Genomic DNA, 23,249 nt, shown 5'->3' with positions numbered 1-23,249 from the left:
GCGCGCCGACCTCTCCCGCCAGCGGGAGAGGTGAGCCGGCAAATTTAAATGAACGATGGCGCTACTTCTTCTCGTCCGGCGCTGCCATTGGCGTCGTCATCCGGTCGATCGCGGCGAGTTGCGCCTCGATCTCGGGCGACAACGGGTGCTGCGGATACAGGGTCTGCAGCTGCGCCAGCAGCGCGTGCGCTTGCGCGTCCTCGCCCATGCGCTCGTGCAGCAGTTTGGCGGCGAGCAGATAGTTTTGCGGAATGTCCGGACTCTTCGGATATCGCCGGTGGAAGCCGGACAGCAGCCGGATCGCGGTTCGCGTCTGGCCGAGTTGCGCGGCCTTGTGCGCGACGCGCGTGATCTGCCCAGCTTGCGCCGGCGCGAATGCGGGATCGAGATCCACGCATTCCTGCGCGATGTCGACCGCGCGCTTGTCCTTGTCCTGCGCGAGCAGCACGCTCAGATAGTCGCGACCGTGGCGCAGCAGTTCGTCCTTGTTCTGCGCGAGGCGCAGCAGCTTGCGGTATTGCGTGTGCACGGCGTCCGAGCCGCCGCTCGTGCGTAGATGTTCGCGCAGCAGATCGCTGGCATCCCCGGGCTTGCCGTCACGCACCAGCGCCGCGCTTTGATCGAGCAAGGCCTGATCGGGATCGCTGGCGATGGGCTGGGGCCGCTCCTGCTGCTCGACGCTGTAACCGAGTTCGTCGTGGTATTGGTAGATCAGATAACCCATCAGATGAAACGTGGCAATCAGCGCGTAGTGGGCGAGAAAATAGAACACGACCACGGCGATGAAGAACGGCAGGAACGGCAACAGCAACGCCTGCGCGTTGGCCATGCTGGCATTGATCAGCAAGCACAGCGCGACCGCGACGAAATACGGCCGACTCAAACGCGCCATGACCTGCAGCCAGGTGGCCGGGTTGAGCGCGTGCAACACGCTTTCGTCCATCGCGAGCGACATGATCGCACCCGGAAAACCGAGCGCCAGCACGATCGCGATCACGCTGCCGCCGAGCGCGCCGAACAGCAGATAGCCGCCGATGTTGAACAGCACGAAACCCGCCTGCAGATAGATCGCGCTCCAGCCGAGTCCCTCGTCCACATTGATGCTGCCCGGTGGCGGATCGAGCCGGCCGTTGGCGGATGCGCGCAGCACCTCGAAACCGTATTTGTATACTCCGACCCAGATCGCGATGCCGATCAGCCAGCCCAGCACAGGCACGAGGGTGAACAGGCGGCAGAGCGCGAGCAGGCCGATGGTCATCAAGGCCTCGCCGCGCAGCGGATACAGCGAAATCTCGCGCAAGCGGTTCCAGAACGGAACGATCGGTTCGGCGACTTGCAGAGTCATCTTCGAGACTCCCCTCGGAATGCGACATTATCCTGCATTACTTGCGCAACGGCGAACCATCCAGTCCGGCCTAAAGGCCGCGCCGCGTTGGGGAAAGCCGCTCGAGGAATGCCAGATAGTCGTCGACTTCGGCAATGGCCGGGTCGTACGGGCGCTCGTATTTGGCGTGCCGCAACAAGGCGCGTGCGTCCGCTTGCCGGTTCAGGCGCTCGCTCAGAATTTTCGCGCCAAGCAGGCAATTGCGCAGCAGATCCGGGTGCAGGGGAAAGCGCTCGTGGAATCCCGCAACCAGTGCGAGCGCGACCAGGTGTTGCCCGCCCTCTGCCGCCGCCGCAGCAAGGCGGGAGATGTCGTCGGCATCGTCGAGTGTGAATGCCGCCTCGGTTTGCAGGGATTCGCCCGCGATATCGACAGCGTCTGCATTCTGCTGCCTTGCCAACAGGATCGGAATGAACTGCCGTGCGTGGGCGGCGAGTTCGGCGCTCCCACCTTGCTGGCGCAACCGACGCCGATATTCGAAATGTAAGCTGACCCCGTCCGGGCGCGACTCGGCCTCGTCGCGCAGCAACGCAGTCGCCCCGCGCACATCGCCGGTTGCGGCGCGAATGCGTGCCGCCTCCAGCACAGCGAGCATCGGATCGGGTGGCGGCGGCGGATCCCCGAGTTGCAAATGGCCGGCGTAGCCGAGCTCGTCGCGATACTGGTGGATCACGACGCCGATCAGATGGAAGTTGGCGATCATCAGATAATTCACGATGCAAAAGACCAGCGGCAAAACCAGCAGGCCCGGTGCGACGCGCGTGATTACGCCGGCCGCCAGGCTCTGCACCGTGATGGCGGCGGCGAAGAACGCCACGAGGATCAGATAGGCGCCGCGCAGCCGCAGCGCCAGCCCCAGCCACGCGAACGGATTCAGGGCGTGCGCCAGCGCTTCGTCCAAGGCTAGGATCATGACCGCTGCCGGCGTTGCCAGCATCATCGCGACACCGCTCGCGAGAGCTACACGCGACCCATAGCGACTCGTGATGAGGATAAGCAGCAGCTCGACCAGTACCAGCAGCAGCATCGCAAAACGTCCGGCCGAACTGGCGACGGTGAAGCTGATTTCCGGCGCGGCGTCGCGGCCATTCGCGCTCCAGCGCAGCACTTCGAGACCGTAGCGGAAGAACGCGCCCCAGACGATCAGATCGATGCCGAGGTTCACCGGGTAGGGCAGCAGATCGACGACGCCATGCGCGACCGCAAACGCGATGATCGCGGAGACCACCGCGCCCTGCAGCGGATAGGCGAAGATCTCCGGCCAGCGTGTCCAGTACGGCGGCGTGGATCGTGCGTCGAGCGTCGGCGGTGACGCGTTCACTTGCGCAGCAGCGAACCCAGCACACCGCGCATCAGCGCGCTACCCAGCCGACCGCCGGCATTGCGTACGGCCGATTTTGCCAGCGCCTCGATCATGCCCTGGCGACGGTTGGTACCGAATACCGCGTCGCTGACCGCTTTGCCCCAGCCCGGGCTTTGCGCCGCCGCCGGCGCAGTGCCTGTGCCGTCGCCGGCGACGGGCGATGCGGCGGTCGCATTCGTGCGCTGGCTCAGGATTTCATACGCCGATTCGCGATCGACTGCGGTGTCGTACTTGCCGCCGACCGGCGAGCGCGAGCGGATCGTCGCGCGTTCGGCGTCGGTGATCGCGCCGATGCGCGACGTCGGCGGCACGATCAGCGCGCGCTCGACCGGTAACGGCACGCCGCCGTCCTGCAGCGTCGACACGAGCGCTTCGCCGACGCCGAGTTGGGTGATCACGTCGGCGACATTGCCGAGCAGGGGATTTGGCGCGAAGGTTTCCGCGGCGCTGCGCACGGCCTTCTGGTCGCGCGGCGTGAAAGCGCGCAACGCGTGCTGCACGCGGTTGCCGAGCTGGCCGAGGACCACGTCGGGCGCATCGTCGGGATTCTGCGAGCAAAAGTATACTCCGACGCCTTTCGAGCGAATCAGACGTACGACCTGCTCGACGCGCTTCTGCAGCGTCGGCGGACAATCGTCGAACAGCAGATGCGCCTCGTCGAAAAAGAATACGAGTTTGGGCACATCCAGATCGCCGACCTCGGGCAGCTTCTCGAACAATTCGGACAGCAGCCAGAGCAGGAACGTGGAGTACAGCATCGGCCGCAGGATCAACTGATCGGCGGCGAGGATATTGACGATGCCTCGTCCCGACATGTCCTGGCGCATGAAGTCGGCGAGGTCCAGCGCCGGCTCGCCGAAGAACGCATCGCCGCCGGCGCTGTCGAGCGTGAGCAACGAACGCTGGATCGCCGCGATCGAAGTCGGGCTGACGAGTCCATATTGGGCGGAAATCGTCTTCGCGTTGTCCTTGTCGCTGGCCCAGGTCAACAGTGCGCGCAGGTCTTTCAAGTCGAGCAGCAGCCAGCCGTGATCGTCGGCGAGCTTGAACAGGATTTCGAGCACGCCCGACTGCACATCGTTGAGTTCAAGCAAGCGCGCGAACAGGGTCGGGCCCATTTCCGTCACGGTCGCGCGCACCGGGTGGCCGAGCTTGCCGTAGATATCCCAGAACACGACCGGATTGGCGCTCGGCGCGAAGTTCGTGATGCCGAGCTTGTCCAGGCGCGGCTTGAGCTTGTCGCCGAGCACGGCCGCCTGCGACATGCCGGCGAGATCGCCTTTCACGTCGGCGAGAAACACCGGCACGCCGAGGCGCGAAAAGCCCTCGGCCATCACGGTCAACGAAACCGTCTTGCCGGTGCCGGTCGCACCCGCGATCATGCCGTGGCGATTGCCGTACCTCGCGTGCAGGTAGATATCGGGAGCGGTGGTCTGCAGCTGACTTTTGCCAAGCAGGATTTCATTCACCAGCGGTCCTTCGTTTGCGCGGGCCTCAAGTTTCTCATGGCACGCCACACGGAAACAGCGCGGCATGGTCTGCGTCGGCGACGCTGCCGTCGCGTGCTAGGATTTGTCTGCACGTTCAAAACCGGCGGGCGAGCGAAATCCATGACCAGCATTTCTTCGCGTTTGTACATTTTTACGCTCCTGCTGGTGCTGTCCGGCAGTTGCGTGGCCGGCGCCCCGCAGCCGGGCGATATCGCACCAGCCGTCGAGATCGGCCACGGCAGGAATGGCGAACCGGTGCATGTGGCCGACTATGCGGGAAAGGTGGTCGTCGTTTCGTTCTGGGCGTCGTGGTGTGCTCCCTGCCGCAAGGAGTTGCCCATGCTCGAGGGACTGCAGAAAATCGCCGATGAAAAACATCTCGGCCTGCAAGTCGTTGCAGTGAACATCGAAGAACGCGATGTCTTCAGAAAAATCGCGCTCAAGCTCGGCGACATGCACGTCAAGCTGGTAAACGACAGAAACAACCGCAGCGCGATGGCCTATGGTGTCAAGGGAATTCCGCATATGGTCGTTATCGGCAGGGATGGCCATATCGCGCGAATTCACGTCGGCTACGGCGACAAGGAAATCGATGGTTTTCTCGCCGAGATAAACGAGCTGCTGAAAACCGCCTGAGCGCAGCGGTCGTGTGTCGGTTTCCGAACGAATCGCGGGTGCATGGCGACGCGCAGTTGTGATGCGCGCGCGCGCTGTGTAAGGTGTCCGCGATTTCAACTCATGGTTGCACCTGAATGTTTAATTTTCGTTGTTGCATTGCTTCGATCATGGCCGTGGCGATCGCCGGTTGTGCGGGCCAGCCGCAAAAGGGCGGCGCGGCAAAGCCCGCGTCACAGACCCCGAGCAGCGCGACTGCTGCATTGTATACTCGACTCGACGTCGACGAGAAACGCTTCTTCGCGGCGCGCGACCCGGCCACGTTCAAGAACGACGAGACCGGAAACACGGCGGCCTACACGGCGGCGTGGAACGATGCGCAGGATGCCGCCGCGCAGTGCCCGAAGATCCGCGACTGCGACACGGCGCGTTTCGACGCCGCCTTTGCGCGCATGTCCGGCGGCGCCAATCCGCCCGCATCCGAGGAAACCGCGCTGACGCCGGAAGCGACGACCAACGCTGGCGAGACCTCGCCGGTTTCCGCTGCGCTGCCCGAAGTTGGTCGCTCGGTGACCCTGCTCAAGGGACATGAATTGTCCGAGGTGATGACGCTCAACGGGCCGGTGAAGGTCGCGCTGGAGGAGTGGCTGACCTCGTTGCGTCCGAATCTCATGGACACCTACGAAAATTATGAGTACCTGCGCCATCTGATGTGGCCCGAATACCAGAAGGCGGGCCTGCCCGAAGCGATTCTGTTCGGCATCATGGCCAAGGAATCCGGCGGGCGTGTGCACGCGCTGTCGCGCTCGGGCGCCGCCGGCCTGTTGCAGTTCATGCCCGCGACCGGCCAGCGCTTCGGCCTGACGGTGAGCGGCGGCTTCGACCAGCGCTACGATCCGGCGTTGTCGGCGCGCGCGAACGCCGCCTATCTCAACGAACAACTGGCGGTGTTCAACAACAATCTCGAACTCGTCATCGCCGCGTACAACGGCGGCGAGGGACGCGTGCAGCGCCTGACGCGCGGTGCGGACAATCCGAGTTTCTGGGATCCGCGGATTTTCTACGAGCTGCCCGCGGAAACGCGCGACTACGTGCCGGTCGTGCTCGCCGCGGCATGGCTGTTCATGCATCCGGAAAAATACAATCTGCAGTTTCCGAAAATCGACGGCCGGCCCGGAACGCTGGTTCTGCAGAAGAACGCCTCGCTCGCCGAACTCGCCGTGTGCCTGGGCCAGGAAGGCAATATGCACGACGGCTGGTTCCGCACGCTGCGCAATCTCAATCCCGCGCTCGATCCGCGCCAGGTGCAGCCCGCCTCGACGCCGCTGCACGTGCCGCAGCAACTGGTCGGTCTGTACGAGCGCAACTGCCTGAATGGAGTCTGGGCGTCGGTCGCCAACGATTTGCATCAGGCCGTGCTCGCCACGCCGTCGCCGCCGCCGCAGGTCGCGCGCGCCGCGCCGCCACCGCCGCGCGCGCGCGCCAAGGCCGCGCCGACCTATGTCGTGCGCCGCGGCGAGCATCTGGCCGGCATCGCGCACAAATTCGGCTGCCGCAGCGTCGCCGAGCTGGCCAAGGCCAATGGCATCAAGCCGAGGGATTATTCGAGCATTCGGCCGGGGCGTGTGCTGCAGGTGGGGGTGTGTACGCAGTAGCGAATCGTGGCGACGAGAAATATCGCTCTGATCGACCCGGGTTTGATCCTGTTCTTGACGCCCGTCGGCAACGCCGATTTCCTGTGTCTCCTCGCGCCCTTCTTGCAGTACGAGGGCGCGGGTGGCTGAGCAAGAACACTTGACTATCCCCCACCCATTTGCTCCCATGCAGATCGTTCCTGGCCGTCGATATTGTCCTTCCCGCAGAGGTAGTTGCCCGTGAACTCCCACGTCGCACCGCATCGTTCCATCCTGGCCAACGCCGCCTATGGTCTGCTCAATCCGATTCCGTTCGGCTTCTTTGTCGCTGCGCTGATTTTCGACATCATCTATGTGCGGACCGCAGGCGTGCTGTGGAACAAGGGCGCAGCCTGGCTGATCGTGTTCGGCCTGCTGATTGCAGTGATCCCGCGCTTCGTCAACCTCGCACAGGTCTGGATTACGTCCCGGCAGGTCGCCCGGCGCGCCGACAAGCTGGACTTCTGGCTCAACCTGCTCGCCATCGTCGCGGCGATCTTCAATGCGTTCGTGCACAGTCGCGATGCCTACGCGGTGGTTCCTGCCGGCGTCTGGCTCTCGGTTTGCACGGTTCTCCTCCTGTCCATCGGCCACATCGTGATGGCCGTGCACCATTCCGCAGCGAAGGAGTCCGTCCATGAATAAGATCGCCCTTCGCAGCGTGCTGGTGCTGGCCTTCGGAGTGCTGCTGGGGGCATGCAGCGGGAAGCCGTCGTATGAGCCCGCGCAGCAGTCGGGTGATGCTCCGCCATTGCCCGCTGCCCGCAACTTCCTGGTCCCGCCGATGCAGGTCCCCAGGTATGCTGGCTGGAAGCAGGGCCAGGCGCCCAAAGTGGCGCCCGGGCTCAGGATCGAAAAGATCGCCAGCAGCCTGATGCACCCGCGCCAGCTTTACACCCTCCCCAATGGCGACATCCTGGTAGTGGAATCCAACGGCCCCGGCTCCGAGCCGGTGACCACGCCGAAACAGTTGATCGCGAACAAGGTCAAGAACCTCTCGGGCAAGGGTGCAAAAGGCGGCAACCGGATCACCCTGCTGCGCAGCAACGGCAATGCCGGCGCTGAATGGGAGAAGCACGTCTTCATCGAGAACCTGCATTCGCCGTTCGGGGTACAGCTGATTGGCGACACCCTGTACGTGGCCAACACCGACGCAATCGTGAAGTTCCCTTACGTCACGGGCGCAACGCAGATCACCGCGCCCGGGGTGGAATTCACCGACTTGCCGGCCACGATCAACCACCACTGGACCAAGGCGCTGGTGGCCAGTCCGGATGGCAGCAAGCTGTATGTCGGGGTCGGCTCCAACAGCAACATCACCGAGAACGGCATCGACCAGGAATACCGGCGCGCGAACGTACTCGAGGTAGACGTGGCCAGCGCCAGCAGCAGGATCTATGCCTCGGGCCTGCGCAATCCGACCGGGCTGCAGATCGAGCCGCATACGGGCAAGCTCTGGGCGATCGTCAATGAACGCGACGAGATAGGCGCGGACCTGGTGCCCGACTACCTGACCTCGGTCCAGGAGGGCGGTTTCTACGGCTGGCCGTACAGCTACTACGGCCAGCACGTGGACAGCCGCGTCATGCCGCAGCGACCGGACCTGGTGGCCAAGGCGATCAAGCCCGACTACGCGCTGGGGTCGCACGTCGCCGCGCTCGGGCTGCTGTTTTCGGACACCAACGCGCTGCCGGAGAAGTATCACAATGGCGCCTTCGTCGGCGAGCATGGCAGCTGGGACCGCTCGCCACTGAGCGGCTACAGCGTCGTCCACGTCGCGTTCGTGCAAGGCAAGCCGGTCGGCGTTCCCGAGCCGATCGTCACCGGCTTCTACTCGGACGACGAGTCGGAGCTGTACGGCGCACCGGTCGGGTTGGCGCAGGACAAGGACGGCGCGCTGTTGATCGCTGATGACGTCGGCGATGCCGTCTGGCGGGTGACGGCAGCGTCGCCCGGAACACCGTGACACTTGCGCGCGCGCCAAGGCCGCACCGACCTATGCGCCGCGGCGAGCATCTGGCCGGCATCGCGCACAAATTCGGCTGCCGCAGCGTCGTCGAACTGGCCAAGGCCAATGGCATCAAGCCGAAGGACTATTCGAGCATCGGCCGGGAGGGTGTTGCAGGTGGGTGTGTGTACGCGTTTCTAATGACAGTTGCTCCGCCCCCTTTTTCCAAGTACTTTGAGGGTGGCGATGCAGGATGGTGCATTCATCGGACCATGGTTGTCTGGCCGGCCTACGGAGAAACCGGGGCGTCTCACTCCGTCCTCTTTTTTCCTCCTGCATGGCCACTGCGATTGACAGGCGAAGTTCCGGTGGAGAACGATCCCCGCGAGCATCAGGTTCGCCGCGCCGCGGCGGATTGTCGTTTCTCATCCGGAGGACGTATGAACGCACGAGCCGCTGTACTCGCCATATTACTGGGCCTCATTGGAGTACCGGCATGCGTCGCCGATGAAGCGATCATGGGCACCTGGAAGCTGAATGAAGCGAACTCGACGTTCACTCCAGCGGCGCCGAAGTACGTCACCCTCGTCTATGCCCCCGCTGGCGACGAGATAAAAGTCACGATGGATGGGCTATCCGCCAACGGCAAGCCGATGCACAACGAGTGGAAGGGCAAGTTCGACGGCAAGGACTATCCCGTCGTCGGCCAAGGCGACTCAGTGTCCGACACACGCGCCTACACCAAGATCGACGATCTCACGTTGGAGTTCACCATCAAGAAGGACGGAAAGACCTTGAGCTCCGGTCGTATCATTGTCGCGGCCGGCGGCAAAAGCCGGGCTACGGTCAGCATGAGCGCACCCAGCGGGGCGGGCAAGGAGTTCGGCAGCCGCTCTGCCTACGACAAGCAGTAAGAATCTCTGTTGCGGGAAAAGGGCTCAGGTACATTTTTTAGGCTATATTGAATGACGGCGGCATCGAGCGCAAACGGACGTCGTGTCTGCGTCGCAGAAAATACGTCCCGCAGCAACTCGATATGCTCTGTCAACGACCGGTGCTGGCGTTCAAGCAGCGCCACGGTGAAAAAGAAGGTTCCGCGGGGACGAACGCGCGGATATAGCGGGGCATGCGGCAATCGTGTCGAATCTTCGCGGCTGGCGGGATACGCTGCGCTTCTCCCGCCCTACTAACACGGGAAACGGCCTACAGGGGCTGTCCGACCTGCACCGCGTTTCCGGCTGCCAGATCGCCGCTCAGTACGCAAGCCTGAGGCAGCAGCACAATGACCGTCGAGCCCATATTGAAGCGACCCATTTCGGCGAAGCGTTCGAGACGGATGCTCTTGTCGCGCCAATTCTTGCGTGTGATCGCGCTGGCGTAGGGCGGAATTTCCAGGCCGCTCCATACGGTCTCGACACTCGACACCAGCATCGCGCCGACCATCACGACGCAGAAAGGGAGCCTGTTCCCATCCATACCGATGCCATCGAAGTGACAGACCAGACGCTCGTTGCGCGCGAACAGGCGCGGCACGGCCTCGACCGTGAACGGCGCTACGCTGAACAGACGTCCTGGAATGTGCACGGTTTCGCGCAGCGTTCCGGCGAGTGGCATATGCACGCGGTGATAGTCGCGCGGCGACAGATATATCGTGATGAAACTTCCATTGGTATACGCAGCTGCCGCTGCCTCGTCGCCGAGCAATTCGGCGACGGAAAAATCGAAACCCTTGGCCTGGAAGATGCGTCCGGCGCCGGATTGATCCGCGACGATTGCACCGAGTTGACTGATGGTGCCGTCGGCCGGGCATGCGACGGCGCGCGGATCGGCCGGCGCGTTGCGCGCACCCGGCTTGAGCGCGCGCGTGAAAAACGCGTTGAAGCTGACATAGGCGCGCGCATCCGGCTGCAGCGCCTGGCTCATGTCCACATTGTAGTTTTTTATAATTGTGGAAATCAGGAAGTCCTTCCACGGCCGCCAGGTCCAGCGCGTCGCCCAGTAGACGATGCGCGACAACGCGCGATGCGGCAGGGCGTATTGCAGCCACAGGGACCAGCGCATGCGTCAGCGGCCGCCGCCGGCCAGTGTCGTCATGTCGCCCACCACGTCCGCAGCTGCCAGCGGCGGACGGAAGATGCCAATCAACTGTCCCTGCGGATCGACGATCACCGCCGAGCCGGAGTGGTCGACTTCGATATTGCCGTCAGCGTTTTTCGTGCGCGTGTAGACGAGGCCGAGCGCGCGCGTGATCTTCGTCAGTTCCTCATCGCTGCCGCTTGCGGCGACGAAGTCGGCGCTGAAGAAGCTCACGTACTTGCCGAGCACGTCGGGCGTGTCGCGTTCGGGATCGACGGAGACGAAATCGATGCGGATCTTGTCGTGCAGCCCGCGTTTACCGAGTTCGTTCCAGGCCGATTTGAGCGTCTGCAGCGTGGTTGGACACACATCGGGGCAGGCGGTGTAGCCGAAGTATACAATGTTCCAATGCCCGCGCCAGTCGGCCAGAGTCAGCGGCTGGCCATTGGCCTGATCGAGATGAAAATCGGGCAGCGCGCGCGGCTGCGGATAGAGCAGGGCGCTGGCAAGTTTCGGCGCCGACTCTGCGGCGTAGTAGCGATTGCCGAGCCAAAGACCGACGGCGGCAGCGAGCGCGGCGATCAGGATCAGATAGGTCGGATTGGGGCGCGTGGCCTTGGGACTGGTGCTCATGCGGTCATTATAGCGGGGTTGTTTGGCCTATAATTTGTAGATGACTGCCGAACTTGCCACGATCATCGACTTCATCCGCTACGGTGCGAGCCGCTTCGGCAGCGCGGCGTTGACGTTCGGTCACAGTTACGACAACGCGCTGGACGAGGCGACGCATCTGGTGCTGCATACGCTGCATCTGCCGCACGATCTGTCGCCGAATTACGCCCAGGCTCGACTCACCGCTGCGGAAAAAAAATCCGTACTCGCCCTGATCGAGCGCCGCGTGCGTGAGCGCAAGCCGGTCGCGTACCTGACCGGCGAGGCCTGGTTCGCGGGTTTGAAATTCAAGTCCGATACGCGCGCGCTGGTGCCGCGTTCGCCGATCGCCGAGATGATCCTCAACGGATTTTCGCCCTGGCTCGACGGCGTGCCCGTGCGGCGCGCGCTGGATCTGTGCACCGGCTCGGGTTGCATCGGCATCGCGATGGCCGCGCACAATCCCGACTGGCAGGTCGATCTGGCGGATATCAGCGATGCAGCGCTGTCGTTAGCCAGAGAAAATATCGTTTTCCAGGATGTCGAGGAGCGTGTGCGTGCATGCAAGTCGGACCTGTTCTCGACATTGAAAGGTGAGGTCTACGATCTGATCGTAAGCAATCCGCCGTACGTGACCGAACAGGAATTTGCCGCGTTGCCGCCAGAGTATGCGCACGAACCGGCGCTAGGCTTGAAGGCGGGCGACGACGGGCTCGATTTTGCGCTGCGCATTCTCGATGAGGCGCCGAAGCACCTGAGTGCGGACGGCTGGTTGATCGTCGAAGTCGGCGAAAGCGAGCGTGCGCTGACGAAACTGTTGCCGAGGCTGCCGCTGAACTGGATCGAGTTCGAAGTCGGTCAGATGGGCGTATTTGCGATTGCGCGCAGCGATCTAGTCAAGCATGCGAAGTCGATTCGTACTGCGCTGAAAACGCGCTGACAGCCCAGTCAAAAGACTGAACCACGGAGAACACGGAGAACACGGAGAACACGGAGTAAAAAGCGTTTTTGATGTGGATGGCTTGATTGCTTTTTGTGGAAACAGATTTTGATCTTTCTTTCTCCGTGTTCTCCGTGGTTCAATCTCTGGTCTTGAATCTTTAAATCTTTACGAGAGCAACGCGTGTCGAGCAATTCCTTCGGAAAATTATTCACCGTCACAACCTTTGGCGAGAGCCACGGGCCGGCGATCGGCTGCGTGATTGACGGCTGTCCGCCGGGGCTGGAAATAGAGCCTGAGGAATTCCGCAGCGACCTCGATCGCCGCGCGACCGGAAAGTCGCGCTACACCTCGCAGCGGCACGAGGCGGACGAGGTGGAAATCCTCTCCGGCGTGTACACCGGCAAAACCACCGGCACGCCGATCGCGCTGCTGATCCGCAACACCGATGCGCGTTCGAAGGACTACGCCGAGATCGAGCAGACCTTTCGTCCGAACCATGCCGATTACACCTACTGGCAGAAATACGGCATTCGCGATCCGCGCGGTGGCGGGCGCTCGTCCGCGCGCGAGACGACGATGCGCGTCGCCGCCGGCGTGATTGCAAAAAAGTGGCTTTCTATACATTTCCACATCGTCGTGCGCGGCTATCTCGCCCAAGTCGGCGAATTGACGCCGCGCGCATTCGCCTGGGACGCGGTGGAGGAAAATCCGTTTTTCTGGCCCGATGCGGCGATGGTGCCGGAGCTGGAAAAGTACATCGATGCCCTGCGCAAGGCGGGCGATTCGGCCGGCGCGCGGGTCAATGTCGTCGCCGACAACGTGCCGCCGGGTTGGGGTGAGCCGATCTACTGCAAGCTCGATGCCGATCTCGCTGCGGCACTGATGTCGATCAATGCGGTCAAGGGCGTGGAAATCGGCGACGGATTCGCGGCGGTCGCGCAGCGCGGCAGCGAACACCGCGACGAGATCACGCCGCAGGGATTCCTGTCGAATCATTCCGGCGGCATCCTCGGCGGCATCTCCTCGGGCCAGGCGGTGCTCGCCTCGATGGCGCTGAAGCCCACATCGAGCATTCTTATTCCCGGCTGCAGCGTCGATCTCGCCGGCGCAGCGGTCGAGGTGCGCACCAAGGGCCGGCATGATCCCTGCGTGGGCATCCGCGCAACGCCGATCGGCGAAGCCATGGTCGCTTTGGTGCTGATGGATCACGCCTTGCGCCATCGCGCGCAGTGCGGCGATGTCGGCGAGATCCTGCCGCGTATTCCGGCGGCAGCTACGACCGACGCGAAATAACATGGCTGCGCAACAGACGAGGGCGCGTCCGCGCGTGTGGGTTTCGCGTCCGCTGTTTGACGACATGACCGATCGGCTACGCGAATATTTCGACGTGCAGGCCGAGACCGAAGACCACGCGTGGACCGCCGCACAGGTTGGCGAAAAATTGCGCGACATGCACGGTGCCGTGCTCGGCGTGTCCGATCCGGTCGACGCGCGCGCGATTGCGCAGGCGCCGCGTCTGCGGGTGCTGGCCAATACCGCGGTCGGCTATGACAATCTCGATCTCGCAGCGCTGACCGCGGCCGGCATCGTGGCGACGAATACGCCCGACGTACTCAACGAAGCGGTCGCCGATTTCGCCTGGGCGCTGTTGCTCGCGGCCGCACGCCGGGTCGGCGAGGGCGAGCGTTACCTGCGCGCGGGGCGCTGGCAGGGCTCGTCGTTTCACCTTCTGCTCGGCGGCGAAGTGCATGGCCGCACGCTCGGCATTCTCGGCATGGGGCGCATCGGTCAGGCGATCGCGCGTCGCGCGATTGGATTCCGCATGCCGGTGATCTATCACAATCGCTCGCGGCTCGAAGCGACGGTCGAGCGCGAATGCAACGCGCGTTACGCCAGCCGCGATGAGCTGTTGCGCAATGCCGACTATCTGGTGCTAGTGCTGCCGCTGACGCCGGCGAATCGGCACGCGATCGGTACGGCGGAACTCGCGTTGATGAAGCCGACCGCGACGCTGGTCAATATTGCGCGCGGCGGCATCGTCGACGATGCCGCGCTGGCCGCGGCCCTGAGCGAGGGTCGCCTCGCCGCCGCCGGCCTCGATGTATTCGAAAACGAGCCGGCGCTGTATGCACGCCTGCCGACACTCGACAATGTCGTGCTGACCCCGCATATTGCGAGCGCGAGTCTGGATACGCGGCGCGCGATGGCTGGCGTGGCGGTCGACAATCTGATCGCGGCGCTCGGCTTCGGTGCGCACGCGGGGCGGCCGCCGAATGTGTTGAACCCCGAGGCACTGCAAACTTCCGCCTGAGCGAGGCGTTGTATACTTTTACCAAAGCCGTGAGTACGAGGAAAATGAGCAAGAAAGACAAGTACAAGGTTGCAATGGTCGGCGCCACGGGTGCCGTCGGCGAAACCCTGCTCGGCATCCTCAAGGAACGCAAATTTCCGGTTGGCGAGCTGGTGCCGCTGGCCAGCGAACGCAGTGCGGGCGGCCAGGTTGAGTTCGGCAACCACTCGGTCACCGTGAAAAACCTCGCCGACTACGACTTCGCCGGCGTCGATATCGCATTCTTTTCCGCGGGCGCCAGCGTATCGAAGGTGCATGCGCCGCGTGCGGCGGCGGCGGGCGCAGTAGTAATCGACAACACTTCCGAATTCCGCTATCAGGAGGATATTCCGCTGGTCGTCAGCGAGGTCAATCCGCATGCGATCGCGCGGTACAAGCCGCGCGGGATCATCGCCAATCCGAACTGCTCGACGATGCAGATGCTGGTCGCGCTGGCGCCGATCCATCGGGCCTTCGGCATCACGCGCATCAACGTGGCCACGTATCAGTCGGTTTCCGGCGCGGGCCGCTCGGGCGCAGAAGAGCTTGCCAAGCAGACTGCGGCCCTGCTCAATTTCCAGGAATATCCGGCGGCGAAGTTCAGCAGGCAGATCGCGTTCAACGTGATCCCGCATATCGACGAGTTCCTGGCCAACGGCTACACCAAGGAAGAAATGAAGATGGTCTGGGAGACGCAGAAGATACTCGAAGACAAAAGTATACAAGTGAACCCGACCGCGGTGCGCGTACCGGTTTTCTACGGCCATTCCGAAGCGGTGCATATCGAAACGCGCGACAAGGTGACCGCCGACGCGGCGCGCGCGCTGCTGCAGAAGACCCCGGGCGTGGTGGTGATCGACGAGCACAAGGCGGGTGGTTATCCGACCCCGGTCAGCGATGCGGCCGGCAAGGATGCGGTCTTCGTCGGCCGCCTGCGCGAGGACATTTCGCACGCGCACGGCTTGAACCTGTGGATCGTCTCGGACAATATCCGCAAGGGCGCGGCGCTGAACGCGGTGCAGATCGGCGAGTTGCTGCTTCAGTCCTATCTGTGAGCGGGGCCACGCTTTGCCGGAATTCGCGGGAAACTCTTGCGAAAAACGCATTGGCGTTTCATAGTTGCGTGCCGATAATAAGGCAGTTTCGAGGTTGCGCTGGTTATTGCGCGGATTGCCCTGCGCCCGCCGCGGCGCTCTGGGCTCGGTTTTGGTGTCTGAATATCTCTGGGGCAGGTTTATGAAGCGACTGATGAAGTCTTCACTGGCTGTTGCGCTTGCGCTGGCCACCGGTCAGGTCGCGGCCCTGGGCCTGGGGCCGATACAGGTCAAATCCGGGCTCAATCAACCGCTGGTCGCCGAGATTGCGGTGACCACGGATTCGCCGGCCGAAGCCAACGATTTGCGCGTCGATCTGGCATCCGCCGAGGATTTCGAGCGCGTGGGCCTGAATCGCACGCGCGTCGGCATTCCGATCGACTTTGCGGTCCACAGCAATGGCCACGGGCAGACGGTGATCAAACTCACCACAAAGGAAGTGGTGCGCGAGCCGTTTCTGGATTTCCTCATTGAAGTCAATTGGGCCAAGGGCAAGCTGCTGCGCGAGTACACCGTGCTGCTCGACCCGCCGGTGACGGCACCGGCGGTGGTCGCGACCAGCAAACCGGTCGTCGCACAGGCGCCGGTGGAGGCGCGTCCGGTGGTCAAGCCCAAACCGGTCGAGGCTAGGCCAGCGCTTGCGCCGAGCGAACCGGTCGCCGCGAAACCGGCTCAGGCCCCGGCACCCGCGCCCGCGCCAGCAAGCAGGCCGGCGGCGGCGCCAGCGGCTGCCGCTGGACAATACGGCCCGGTCGGCCGCGGCGAGACGCTGTCCGCAATCGCGCGCGATCTCGATGTTGCCGACAGCGCAGATCTCAATCAAGTGATGCTGGCCTTGCTCAAGGCCAACCCGAATGCGTTCTACCGCAGCAATATCAACGCCCTCAAGGCCGGCGCGGTGCTGCGCATTCCGAGCGCCGACGAAATCCGCAACGCAGGCTCGCTCAGGGATGCGGCCGCCGCGGTGCGCGAGCAGACACAGTCCTGGCGCGAGGCGAGTCAGCCTGCGTTGGCGACCAACGCCGGTGCGCCGGCGGTGACCGAAAACAAGGCACCTGTCAAACCCGCTGCGGCCGCGGGAACCGAACATCTTGCGCTGGTGCCGCCGCAGTCGGGCAAATCCAACGAATCGGGCAGCGATCACGGCGGTAGCGGCAAGGATGGCGCTGATGGGCGCGCGGAGTTGGCGCGGACCAAGGAAACGTTGGTCAACAGCCAACAGGAAGGCACGGAGCTCAAATCCCGGGTCAAGCAGCTCGAGGACATCAATGACAAGGGTCAGCGCCTGATCTCCCTGAAGGATTCGGAAATCGCCGATCTGCAGAACAAGCTCAAGGCCTTGCAGGCGGGGAAAGCGCCGGAACCCGCGACCGCAGCGCCGGTCAAGCCGGCCGATGCAGTGCCGGCGGTCCAGCCCGCGGCCGATGCAGCCGCGAGCGCAGCAAAGACCGAGGCCAGTACACCACCGGCGACCACCCCGGCGGCCCCCGCGGCAACGCCGCCCGAGACTGCCGCCACTCCTGCGCCGCCTTCTCCTGCTCCCGCCACCACGGCGCCTGTGACCGAAGCGCCGCCCACCCCGACACCAGCGCAAACCACGCCACTACCCAGCCCGGAGGCGAAGGCGCCTGTGCCGCTGCCACCGGCCCAGCCGGCGACTGGCTTCCTCGGCGACAATCCGTATCTGTTTTATGGCATTGGCGCCATCCTGCTGCTGATCGGCGGCTGGGCCTGGTCGCGCTTTGCGCGCAAACCAAAACCCATGGTCCGCCCGCAATATGCGGCCGCCGCGCGCGCGCTCGATACCGCCGCGCCCGCCGATGCGGCGCAGGCTCCGTCCGCGCAGATGTTGGCGGATCGTGTGGCGGAACATCCGGAGGACGTGCCGGCTTCGCTTGACCTGCTGCGCCACTATTACGAGCAGAGCGATGCAACCCATTTCGAGGCGCTGGCCGAGTCGCTGCATTCGCGTCTGGGTGTGGACGCGCCGGAGTGGGCGGAAGTGTTGGCGATGGGCGAAGCGCTTTCCCCGCATCACGCGTTGTTTGCCGAGTCGGGCGCTGACGCGCATGCGGCCGGGTTCGGCACCTTGCCCGGCACCGCAGCCGTTGGCCGCGACCAGTTTGATACTCAGGTGATCGAGCCCAGAAATTTGAGCGATCGGATCGAGGCTCCGACGCATGACGCGGGGCGGCAGGTGCACGTGGATATGGATCGTGACGAGCATCCGCTCGACGCGCCCCGCTTCGATCAACAAGTCGCGCCCGCTCACGAATCCGTCGAGCATGAGCACCCCGGATTTACCTATGAACCGGCAGAAGCAGGCGCCGCGACGGGACAACACGAGACCGCGCTCAGCGATTTGATGATGGACGAGGACACGATCGGCACGCGCCTCGATCTTGCGCGCGCTTATGTCGACATGGGCGATCCCGACGGCGCGCGCTCGATGCTTGACGAGGTGCTGGCCGAGGGCAGCGAAGCGCAGCGCGAGGAAGCACGCAAGCTGCTTGCCGAATTGCGCTAGGCGTTACTCGCGCTGATTGACTGCAGGCCGGGCAAGTCCCGGCCTGTTCGTTTATGGGTACGCGCTGATCCGTCGGCGAGCCAGTCGGGCTGTGCGCAGGCGCGCGTTACAATGACAACTTCGCCAACCTGATCAGGTCAGCATTTTGCGCATCGCGCTCGGCATCGAATACGACGGCACCGATTTCCTCGGCTGGCAGCGCCTCAAGCAGGGCAAGTCGGTGCAGGCTGCGGTCGAAGCGGCGCTGTCCTTCGTCGCGGATGCGTCGCCGGAACGGCCAATTGAGGTCGTGTGCGCGGGACGCACCGATGCAGGCGTGCACGCACAATGTCAGGTCATCCATTTCGATACGGCGGCCGAGCGCAGCACGCGCAGCTGGACGCTCGGCGCCAACTCGCGTCTGCCCGCGAGTGTGGCCGTGCGCTGGGCGACTCCGGTGAGCGAGGACTTCCACGCGCGCTTTCGTGCCCAGGCGCGGCGCTATCGATACACGATCGTCAACCGGCCGGTGCGCGCGGCGCTGGACGCGCGCTTCGCGACCTGGGAACGCATGCCGCTGAATATCGATGCGATGCGCAAGGCCGCGCAAGCGCTGATCGGCGAGCACGATTTCACCTCCTTTCGTACGCTCTCCTGCCAGGCGAAGACCGCACGGCGCGAAGTGCAGGAGATCGCGATCGTGCGTGTCGGCGAACGCATCATGATCGAGATTCAGGCGAATGCGTTCCTGCATCATATGGTGCGCAATATCATCGGCAGCCTGCTGCCAGTCGGGCGCGGCGAGCAGGCGCCCGCCTGGATCGCGGACCTGCTCGCAGGGCGCGATCGCAGCGTCGCCGGGCCGACCGCGCCGGCGCAGGGGCTGGCGTTTCTGTATCCGCTGTATCCTGCGCAGTATGGATTGCCCGGCGAGGTGACCTTGCGATGAGCGAGCCGACTGCGAGTGCGGCAAACCAGCGCGTGCGCATCAAGTTCTGTGGGATGACTCGTGTCGCGGATGCGGCTGCGGCAGCCGCGCTCGGCGTCGACGCGGTCGGCGTCGTGCTGACCGACAAGAGCAAGCGCTTTGCCGGCATCGCGCGTGCGCGCGAGATGCGCGCCGCGTTGCCGCCGTTCGTGACCTTGGTGACCTTGTTCATGGACGACGAGCCGGGCTTCATCGCGCAGGCGGTCGCCGAGGTGCAGCCCGATCTGCTGCAATTCCACGGCAGCGAAACCGCGCAGGATTGTGTACGCTATGGTGTGCCTTATATCAAAGCCGTCGCCATGGCCGACGGCGCCCACCCGGCCGAGCTGATGCGCATGCATCCACAGGCCAGAGGATTTTTGCTCGATGGCCACGCAAGCGGCGAACAAGGCGGCAGCGGCAAGACCTTCGATTGGTCGATGGCGTCCGTGTCTTTCGATCGGCCCGTGTTGCTGGCGGGTGGGCTGACCGCGCACAACGTCGTCGCGGCGATCCGTGTGGTGCGACCGTATGCGGTCGACGTCGCCAGCGGTATCGAGAGCGCACCCGGAATCAAGGATTTGCACAAGATGCGGCGCTTCGTCGCCGCCATGCAGGAAATTGCGGAGAATCACAGTGCTGGCAAATAAAACCAGGGAAGTATCGCCGGCGGCGACGCTGGACTATATGCAGTACCCCGACGCGCACGGCCGCTTCGGCGACTACGGCGGCATCTACGTCGCCGAGACCCTGATGCAGCCGATTGCGGAATTGACCGAGGCTTATCTGCGTCTGCGCAGCGATCCGGAGTTCATCGCCGAGCTCGATCGCGACCTCAAGCATTACGTCGGCCGGCCGAGCCCGATCTATCACGCCGAGCGCCTGTCGAAGAAAGTCGGCGGCGCACAAATCCTGTTCAAGCGCGAGGATCTCAACCACACCGGCGCGCACAAGATCAACAACACCGTGGGGCAAGCCCTGGTCGCCAAACGCATGGGCAAGCGCCGCATCATTGCGGAGACCGGCGCCGGTCAGCACGGCGTCGCCAGCGCCACGGTCGCCGCGCGGCTGGGTCTCGAGTGCGTCGTCTACATGGGCGCGGTCGATATCCAGCGCCAGGCGATCAACGTCTACCGCATGAAGCTGCTCGGCGCCCAGGTGGTAGCGGTTACTTCGGGTTCGAAGACCTTGAAGGACGCGCTCAACGAAGCGATGCGCGACTGGGTCACCAATGTCGCGGAAACCTTTTACATCATCGGCACGGTGGCCGGGCCGCATCCGTATCCGATGATGGTGCGCGATTTCAACGCGATCGTCGGCCGCGAAGCGCGCGCGCAGATGCTCGAAGAATATGGACGACTGCCCGATACGCTGGTCGCCTGCGTCGGCGGCGGATCGAATGCGATCGGCCTGTTCCACGCGTTTCTCAATGACCGCGACGTCGCCATGGTCGGTGCCGAGGCGGCCGGCGACGGCATCGAAACCGGGCGTCATGCCGCTTCGCTCGTGGCGGGCCGACCCGGCGTGCTGCACGGCAACCGTACCTATGTGATCTGCGACGGCAACGGCCAGATCACCGAGACGCATTCGATCTCGGCCGGCCTCGACTATCCGGGCGTCGGTCCCGAACACGCCTGGCTCAAGGACACCGGTCGCGCGAGCTACGCCGGCATTACCGACGCCGAGGCGCTAGTCGCGTTTCACGAACTGGCGCGCACCGAAGGCATCCTCGCCGCACTCGAGTCCAGCCATGCGGTCGCGCAAGGCATCAAGCTCGCACGCGAAATGGCGAAGGACAAACTGATCCTGGTCAACCTGTCCGGGCGTGGCGACAAGGACGTGCACACGATTGCGGCACGCGAAGGGATCACGCTTTGAACCGCATCGACCAGCGTTTCGCCGAACTGAAATCCACGGGCCGCACCGGCCTGATCCCGTTCGTCACCGCTGGCGATCCACTGCCCGACGCGGTCGTGCCGCTGCTGCACGCCTTGGTCGAAGCCGGTGCCGACCTGATCGAGCTTGGTGTGCCGTTTTCCGATCCGATGGCCGATGGGCCGGTGATCCAGCATTCGAGCGAGCGCGCGCTGGCGCGCGGCGTCGGCCTGGCGCAAATACTCGGTTGGGTCGGTGAATTCCGGCAAAAAGATAAAAGTACACCGATCGTGCTGATGGGCTATCTCAACCCGGTGGAAATCCACGGCTACGAGCGCTTCGCCCGCGAAGCGGTCGCGGCCGGCGTGGACGGCGTGCTGCTGGTCGATTGCCCGCTCGAAGAATCCGCGACGGTTGCGGCGATCGCCGCTGCCGGTCTGCACAGGATTTTCCTTGCTGCTCCGACCACGGTGGATGCGCGTCTGGCTGCGTTGTGCGCGCAGGCGAGTGGATTTCTATACTATGTTTCTTTTGCGGGCGTGACCGGCGCGAACCGATTGAGTCTGGATCCCGTGCGCGAACGCGTGGCCGCAATCAAGGCGCAGACGCAGGTGCCGGTCGCGGTCGGCTTCGGCGTGCGCGATGCGGTATCTGCCGCTGCCATTGCCGAATTCGCCGACGCGGTGGTGATCGGCAGCGCCCTGGTCGAGCATTTGGTGAACTCTTCGACGCCGGACAGGGTCTCAGTCGAGACGGTCAGCAAATCGGCGCGCGAATTTCTCGCTCCGATCCGCAAGGCGCTGGATGCGCGGCAGGCGCTGCATGCAGCGTGAGCCCGACCGGGACGATCCCGTGAAGTCGGCGCCGCCGGCTGAAACCGGTGCGTCCGGTACGGATAAATCCGCGACAAAAACATCCGACAGCAACGGAGACGACGACGAAATGAGCTGGTTACAAAAATTGATGCCGTCGCGCATTCGCACCGAAGGCAACGCGAGCAAGGGCAAGGTACCGGAAGGGTTGTGGGGCAAGTGCGAGGGCTGCGGCGCGGTGCTCTATGGGCCGGAACTCGAGCGCAACCTCGAAGTGTGCCCGAAGTGCGGCCATCATCATCCGATCGCGGCGCGCAAGCGCTTGCGTGCGCTGCTGGATGAGAACAGCGGCGAGGAATTGTTCGCCACTCTCGAACCGGTCGATGCGCTCAAGTTCAAGGATTCGAAGACCTACAAGGCACGCATAGCTTTGGCGCAGAAGGCCACCGGCGAGAAAGATGCGCTGATCGCGATGCGCGGCCTGTTGAAGGCGCGCCCACTGATCGCGGTCGCGTTCGAGTTCACCTTCATGGGCGGTTCGATGGGCTCGGTGGTCGGCGAGAAATTCACCCTCGCCGCCGAGCATGCACTCGAACATCGCATTCCCTTCGTCTGCTTTTCGGCGACCGGCGGGGCGCGCATGCAGGAAGGCCTGTTCTCTCTGATGCAGATGGCGAAGACCTCGGCCGCGCTCGCGCGCCTGCGCGGCGCGGGCGTGCCGTATATTTCCGTACTCACCGATCCGACCACGGGCGGTGTCTCGGCGAGCCTGGGCATGCTCGGCGATATCAACATCGGCGAACCCAAGGCGCTGATCGGCTTCGCCGGTCCGCGCGTGATCGAACAGACCGTGCGCGAAACCTTGCCGGAAGGATTCCAGCGCTCGGAATTCCTGGTCGAGCATGGCGCGCTGGACTTGATCGTCGATCGCCGTGACATGCGCGACCGGCTCGCCTCGTTGCTGGGTTTGCTGATGCGCGCGGCGCGCGCGGCGTAAGTTACAGCGGCACGAATTCAAACGCCTCGGCGACAATTTCGATTACATCGCCAGACTGCATTTCAATTTTGAATGAATTGCCGGATCGTGTGACTGAGTTAAGCGATGCAGATGGCCCCCAAGAGTCTCGAAAGGTCGCATTGAATTCGCTCATTTCTTGAAAGTTAAGAAGATACGGTGTCGCGTCTTCGTCTTTTCTGACGAAAGCATGCACATGAAGTGTGCATGCTTTGCGGCTCCACGCTAGCTCTATCGAGTCCAGCAATGCATCGTGAAGAGGAAGACTGGCGAAGTCCACTTTACGCGGCGCGCAGTGCGCCGTATTTGCGCAGGCGCTGATAACGCTGTTCGACCAATGCAGCGCCGTCGAGGCGATCGAGTATAACGAGCTGGTTGAGCAGCACGGCTTTGAGGCGCACCGCCATATTGTGCGGGTCGCGGTGCGCGCCGCCGAGCGGTTCGCGCAGCATCTTGTCGATCAGGCCGAGTTCGAGCAGGCGCGGCGCGGTGATCGCCAGTGCATCCG

At 63.8% G+C, this 23,249-nt stretch carries 20 protein-coding genes and 1 pseudogene; 15 read left to right on the top strand and 6 right to left on the bottom strand.

Going from position 1 to position 23,249, the window contains the following annotated elements; all coding sequences use genetic code 11:
- Positions 1 to 61: 61 nt before the first annotated feature.
- The 3 genes from VIE67_RS04210 to VIE67_RS04200 form a co-directional block, all read right to left on the bottom strand.
- Positions 62 to 1,345, bottom strand: coding sequence for a tetratricopeptide repeat protein (locus tag VIE67_RS04210; RefSeq protein ID WP_332023575.1), 1,284 nt, complete (start codon positions 1,343 to 1,345; stop codon positions 62 to 64).
- 70 nt (positions 1,346 to 1,415) lie between these two features.
- Positions 1,416 to 2,705 (bottom strand): hypothetical protein, encoded by a 1,290-nt coding sequence (locus tag VIE67_RS04205; RefSeq protein ID WP_332023574.1) that lies wholly within the window; start codon positions 2,703 to 2,705, stop codon positions 1,416 to 1,418.
- The gene (locus VIE67_RS04200; RefSeq protein WP_414707276.1) at positions 2,702 to 4,216 is read right to left on the bottom strand and encodes a helicase HerA-like domain-containing protein; all 1,515 of its coding nucleotides are present in this window, start codon (positions 4,214 to 4,216) and stop codon (positions 2,702 to 2,704) included. Before VIE67_RS04200 ends, VIE67_RS04205 begins: the two co-directional genes overlap by 4 nt.
- A gap of 141 nt (positions 4,217 to 4,357) precedes the next feature.
- On the opposite strand from VIE67_RS04200, the gene VIE67_RS04195 reads away from it, so the two are divergent.
- The 5 genes from VIE67_RS04195 (at position 4,358) to VIE67_RS04175 (ending at position 9,387) form a co-directional block, all read left to right on the top strand.
- Positions 4,358 to 4,873 carry a TlpA family protein disulfide reductase gene (locus VIE67_RS04195; protein WP_332023572.1) on the top strand — a complete coding sequence of 172 codons (516 nt, stop codon included), beginning with the start codon at positions 4,358 to 4,360 and terminating at the stop codon, positions 4,871 to 4,873.
- A 116-nt stretch (positions 4,874 to 4,989) separates the two neighbouring features.
- On the top strand, positions 4,990 to 6,507 hold the full coding sequence (locus tag VIE67_RS04190) for a transglycosylase SLT domain-containing protein (RefSeq protein WP_332023570.1): 1,518 nt from the start codon (positions 4,990 to 4,992) through the stop codon (positions 6,505 to 6,507).
- A gap of 219 nt (positions 6,508 to 6,726) precedes the next feature.
- A complete protein-coding gene (locus VIE67_RS04185; RefSeq protein ID WP_332023568.1) occupies positions 6,727 to 7,170 on the top strand; it encodes a DUF2231 domain-containing protein in 444 nt (147 codons plus the stop codon).
- Positions 7,163 to 8,491, top strand: coding sequence for a PQQ-dependent sugar dehydrogenase (locus VIE67_RS04180; protein ID WP_332023566.1), 1,329 nt, complete (start codon positions 7,163 to 7,165; stop codon positions 8,489 to 8,491). The genes VIE67_RS04185 and VIE67_RS04180 overlap by 8 nt, the downstream gene beginning before the upstream one ends.
- Before the next feature lie 32 nt (positions 8,492 to 8,523).
- Positions 8,524 to 9,387, top strand: a complete 864-nt coding sequence (locus VIE67_RS04175) for a hypothetical protein (protein WP_332023564.1) — start codon at positions 8,524 to 8,526, stop codon at positions 9,385 to 9,387.
- Between the two features lie 289 nt (positions 9,388 to 9,676).
- On the opposite strand, the gene asd is transcribed toward VIE67_RS04175, so the two are convergent.
- Positions 9,677 to 10,534 (bottom strand): archaetidylserine decarboxylase, encoded by an 858-nt coding sequence (gene asd, locus VIE67_RS04170; RefSeq protein ID WP_332023562.1) that lies wholly within the window; start codon positions 10,532 to 10,534, stop codon positions 9,677 to 9,679.
- A gap of 3 nt (positions 10,535 to 10,537) precedes the next feature.
- Complete coding sequence (locus tag VIE67_RS04165) at positions 10,538 to 11,182, bottom strand: SCO family protein (protein WP_332023560.1); 645 nt, start codon at positions 11,180 to 11,182, stop codon at positions 10,538 to 10,540.
- A 40-nt stretch (positions 11,183 to 11,222) separates the two neighbouring features.
- Here VIE67_RS04165 and prmB point away from each other — a divergent pair, with 40 nt between their 5' ends.
- The 10 genes from prmB (at position 11,223) to accD (ending at position 22,723) form a co-directional block, all read left to right on the top strand.
- Positions 11,223 to 12,140 (top strand): 50S ribosomal protein L3 N(5)-glutamine methyltransferase, encoded by a 918-nt coding sequence (prmB, locus tag VIE67_RS04160; protein WP_332023558.1) that lies wholly within the window; start codon positions 11,223 to 11,225, stop codon positions 12,138 to 12,140.
- Positions 12,141 to 12,323: 183 nt separating this feature from the next.
- The gene (gene aroC, locus VIE67_RS04155; protein ID WP_332023556.1) at positions 12,324 to 13,436 is read left to right on the top strand and encodes a chorismate synthase; all 1,113 of its coding nucleotides are present in this window, start codon (positions 12,324 to 12,326) and stop codon (positions 13,434 to 13,436) included.
- A gap of 1 nt (position 13,437) precedes the next feature.
- Entirely contained in the window at positions 13,438 to 14,454 is a 1,017-nt protein-coding gene (locus tag VIE67_RS04150; protein ID WP_414707274.1) for a 2-hydroxyacid dehydrogenase, read from the top strand.
- A gap of 44 nt (positions 14,455 to 14,498) precedes the next feature.
- The gene (locus VIE67_RS04145; RefSeq protein WP_332023552.1) at positions 14,499 to 15,527 is read left to right on the top strand and encodes an aspartate-semialdehyde dehydrogenase; all 1,029 of its coding nucleotides are present in this window, start codon (positions 14,499 to 14,501) and stop codon (positions 15,525 to 15,527) included.
- 193 nt (positions 15,528 to 15,720) lie between these two features.
- Positions 15,721 to 18,093 (top strand): motility hub landmark protein FimV, encoded by a 2,373-nt coding sequence (locus VIE67_RS04140; protein ID WP_332023550.1) that lies wholly within the window; start codon positions 15,721 to 15,723, stop codon positions 18,091 to 18,093.
- Positions 18,094 to 18,238: 145 nt separating this feature from the next.
- On the top strand, positions 18,239 to 19,021 hold the full coding sequence (gene truA, locus VIE67_RS04135) for a tRNA pseudouridine(38-40) synthase TruA (protein ID WP_332023548.1): 783 nt from the start codon (positions 18,239 to 18,241) through the stop codon (positions 19,019 to 19,021).
- Positions 19,018 to 19,689, top strand: coding sequence for a phosphoribosylanthranilate isomerase (locus VIE67_RS04130; RefSeq protein ID WP_332023546.1), 672 nt, complete (start codon positions 19,018 to 19,020; stop codon positions 19,687 to 19,689). Before truA ends, VIE67_RS04130 begins: the two co-directional genes overlap by 4 nt.
- Positions 19,690 to 19,726: 37 nt before the next feature.
- Complete coding sequence (gene trpB, locus VIE67_RS04125; RefSeq protein WP_332023640.1) at positions 19,727 to 20,917, top strand: tryptophan synthase subunit beta; 1,191 nt, start codon at positions 19,727 to 19,729, stop codon at positions 20,915 to 20,917.
- Positions 20,914 to 21,747, top strand: coding sequence for a tryptophan synthase subunit alpha (gene trpA, locus VIE67_RS04120; RefSeq protein WP_332023544.1), 834 nt, complete (start codon positions 20,914 to 20,916; stop codon positions 21,745 to 21,747). The genes trpB and trpA overlap by 4 nt, the downstream gene beginning before the upstream one ends.
- 109 nt (positions 21,748 to 21,856) lie before the next feature.
- Positions 21,857 to 22,723, top strand: a complete 867-nt coding sequence (gene accD / locus VIE67_RS04115) for an acetyl-CoA carboxylase, carboxyltransferase subunit beta (RefSeq protein ID WP_332023542.1) — start codon at positions 21,857 to 21,859, stop codon at positions 22,721 to 22,723.
- Positions 22,724 to 23,022: 299 nt separating this feature from the next.
- Here the strand turns inward: accD and VIE67_RS04110 are convergent.
- A pseudogene (locus tag VIE67_RS04110) lies at positions 23,023 to 23,249 on the bottom strand (acetyl-CoA carboxylase carboxyl transferase subunit alpha); the annotation flags it as partial.

Source organism: Rudaea sp., assembly GCF_036560865.1.
Classification (GTDB): Bacteria; Pseudomonadota; Gammaproteobacteria; order Xanthomonadales; family Rhodanobacteraceae; genus Rudaea.
This window is presented reverse-complemented; position numbering and strand designations above follow the sequence as displayed.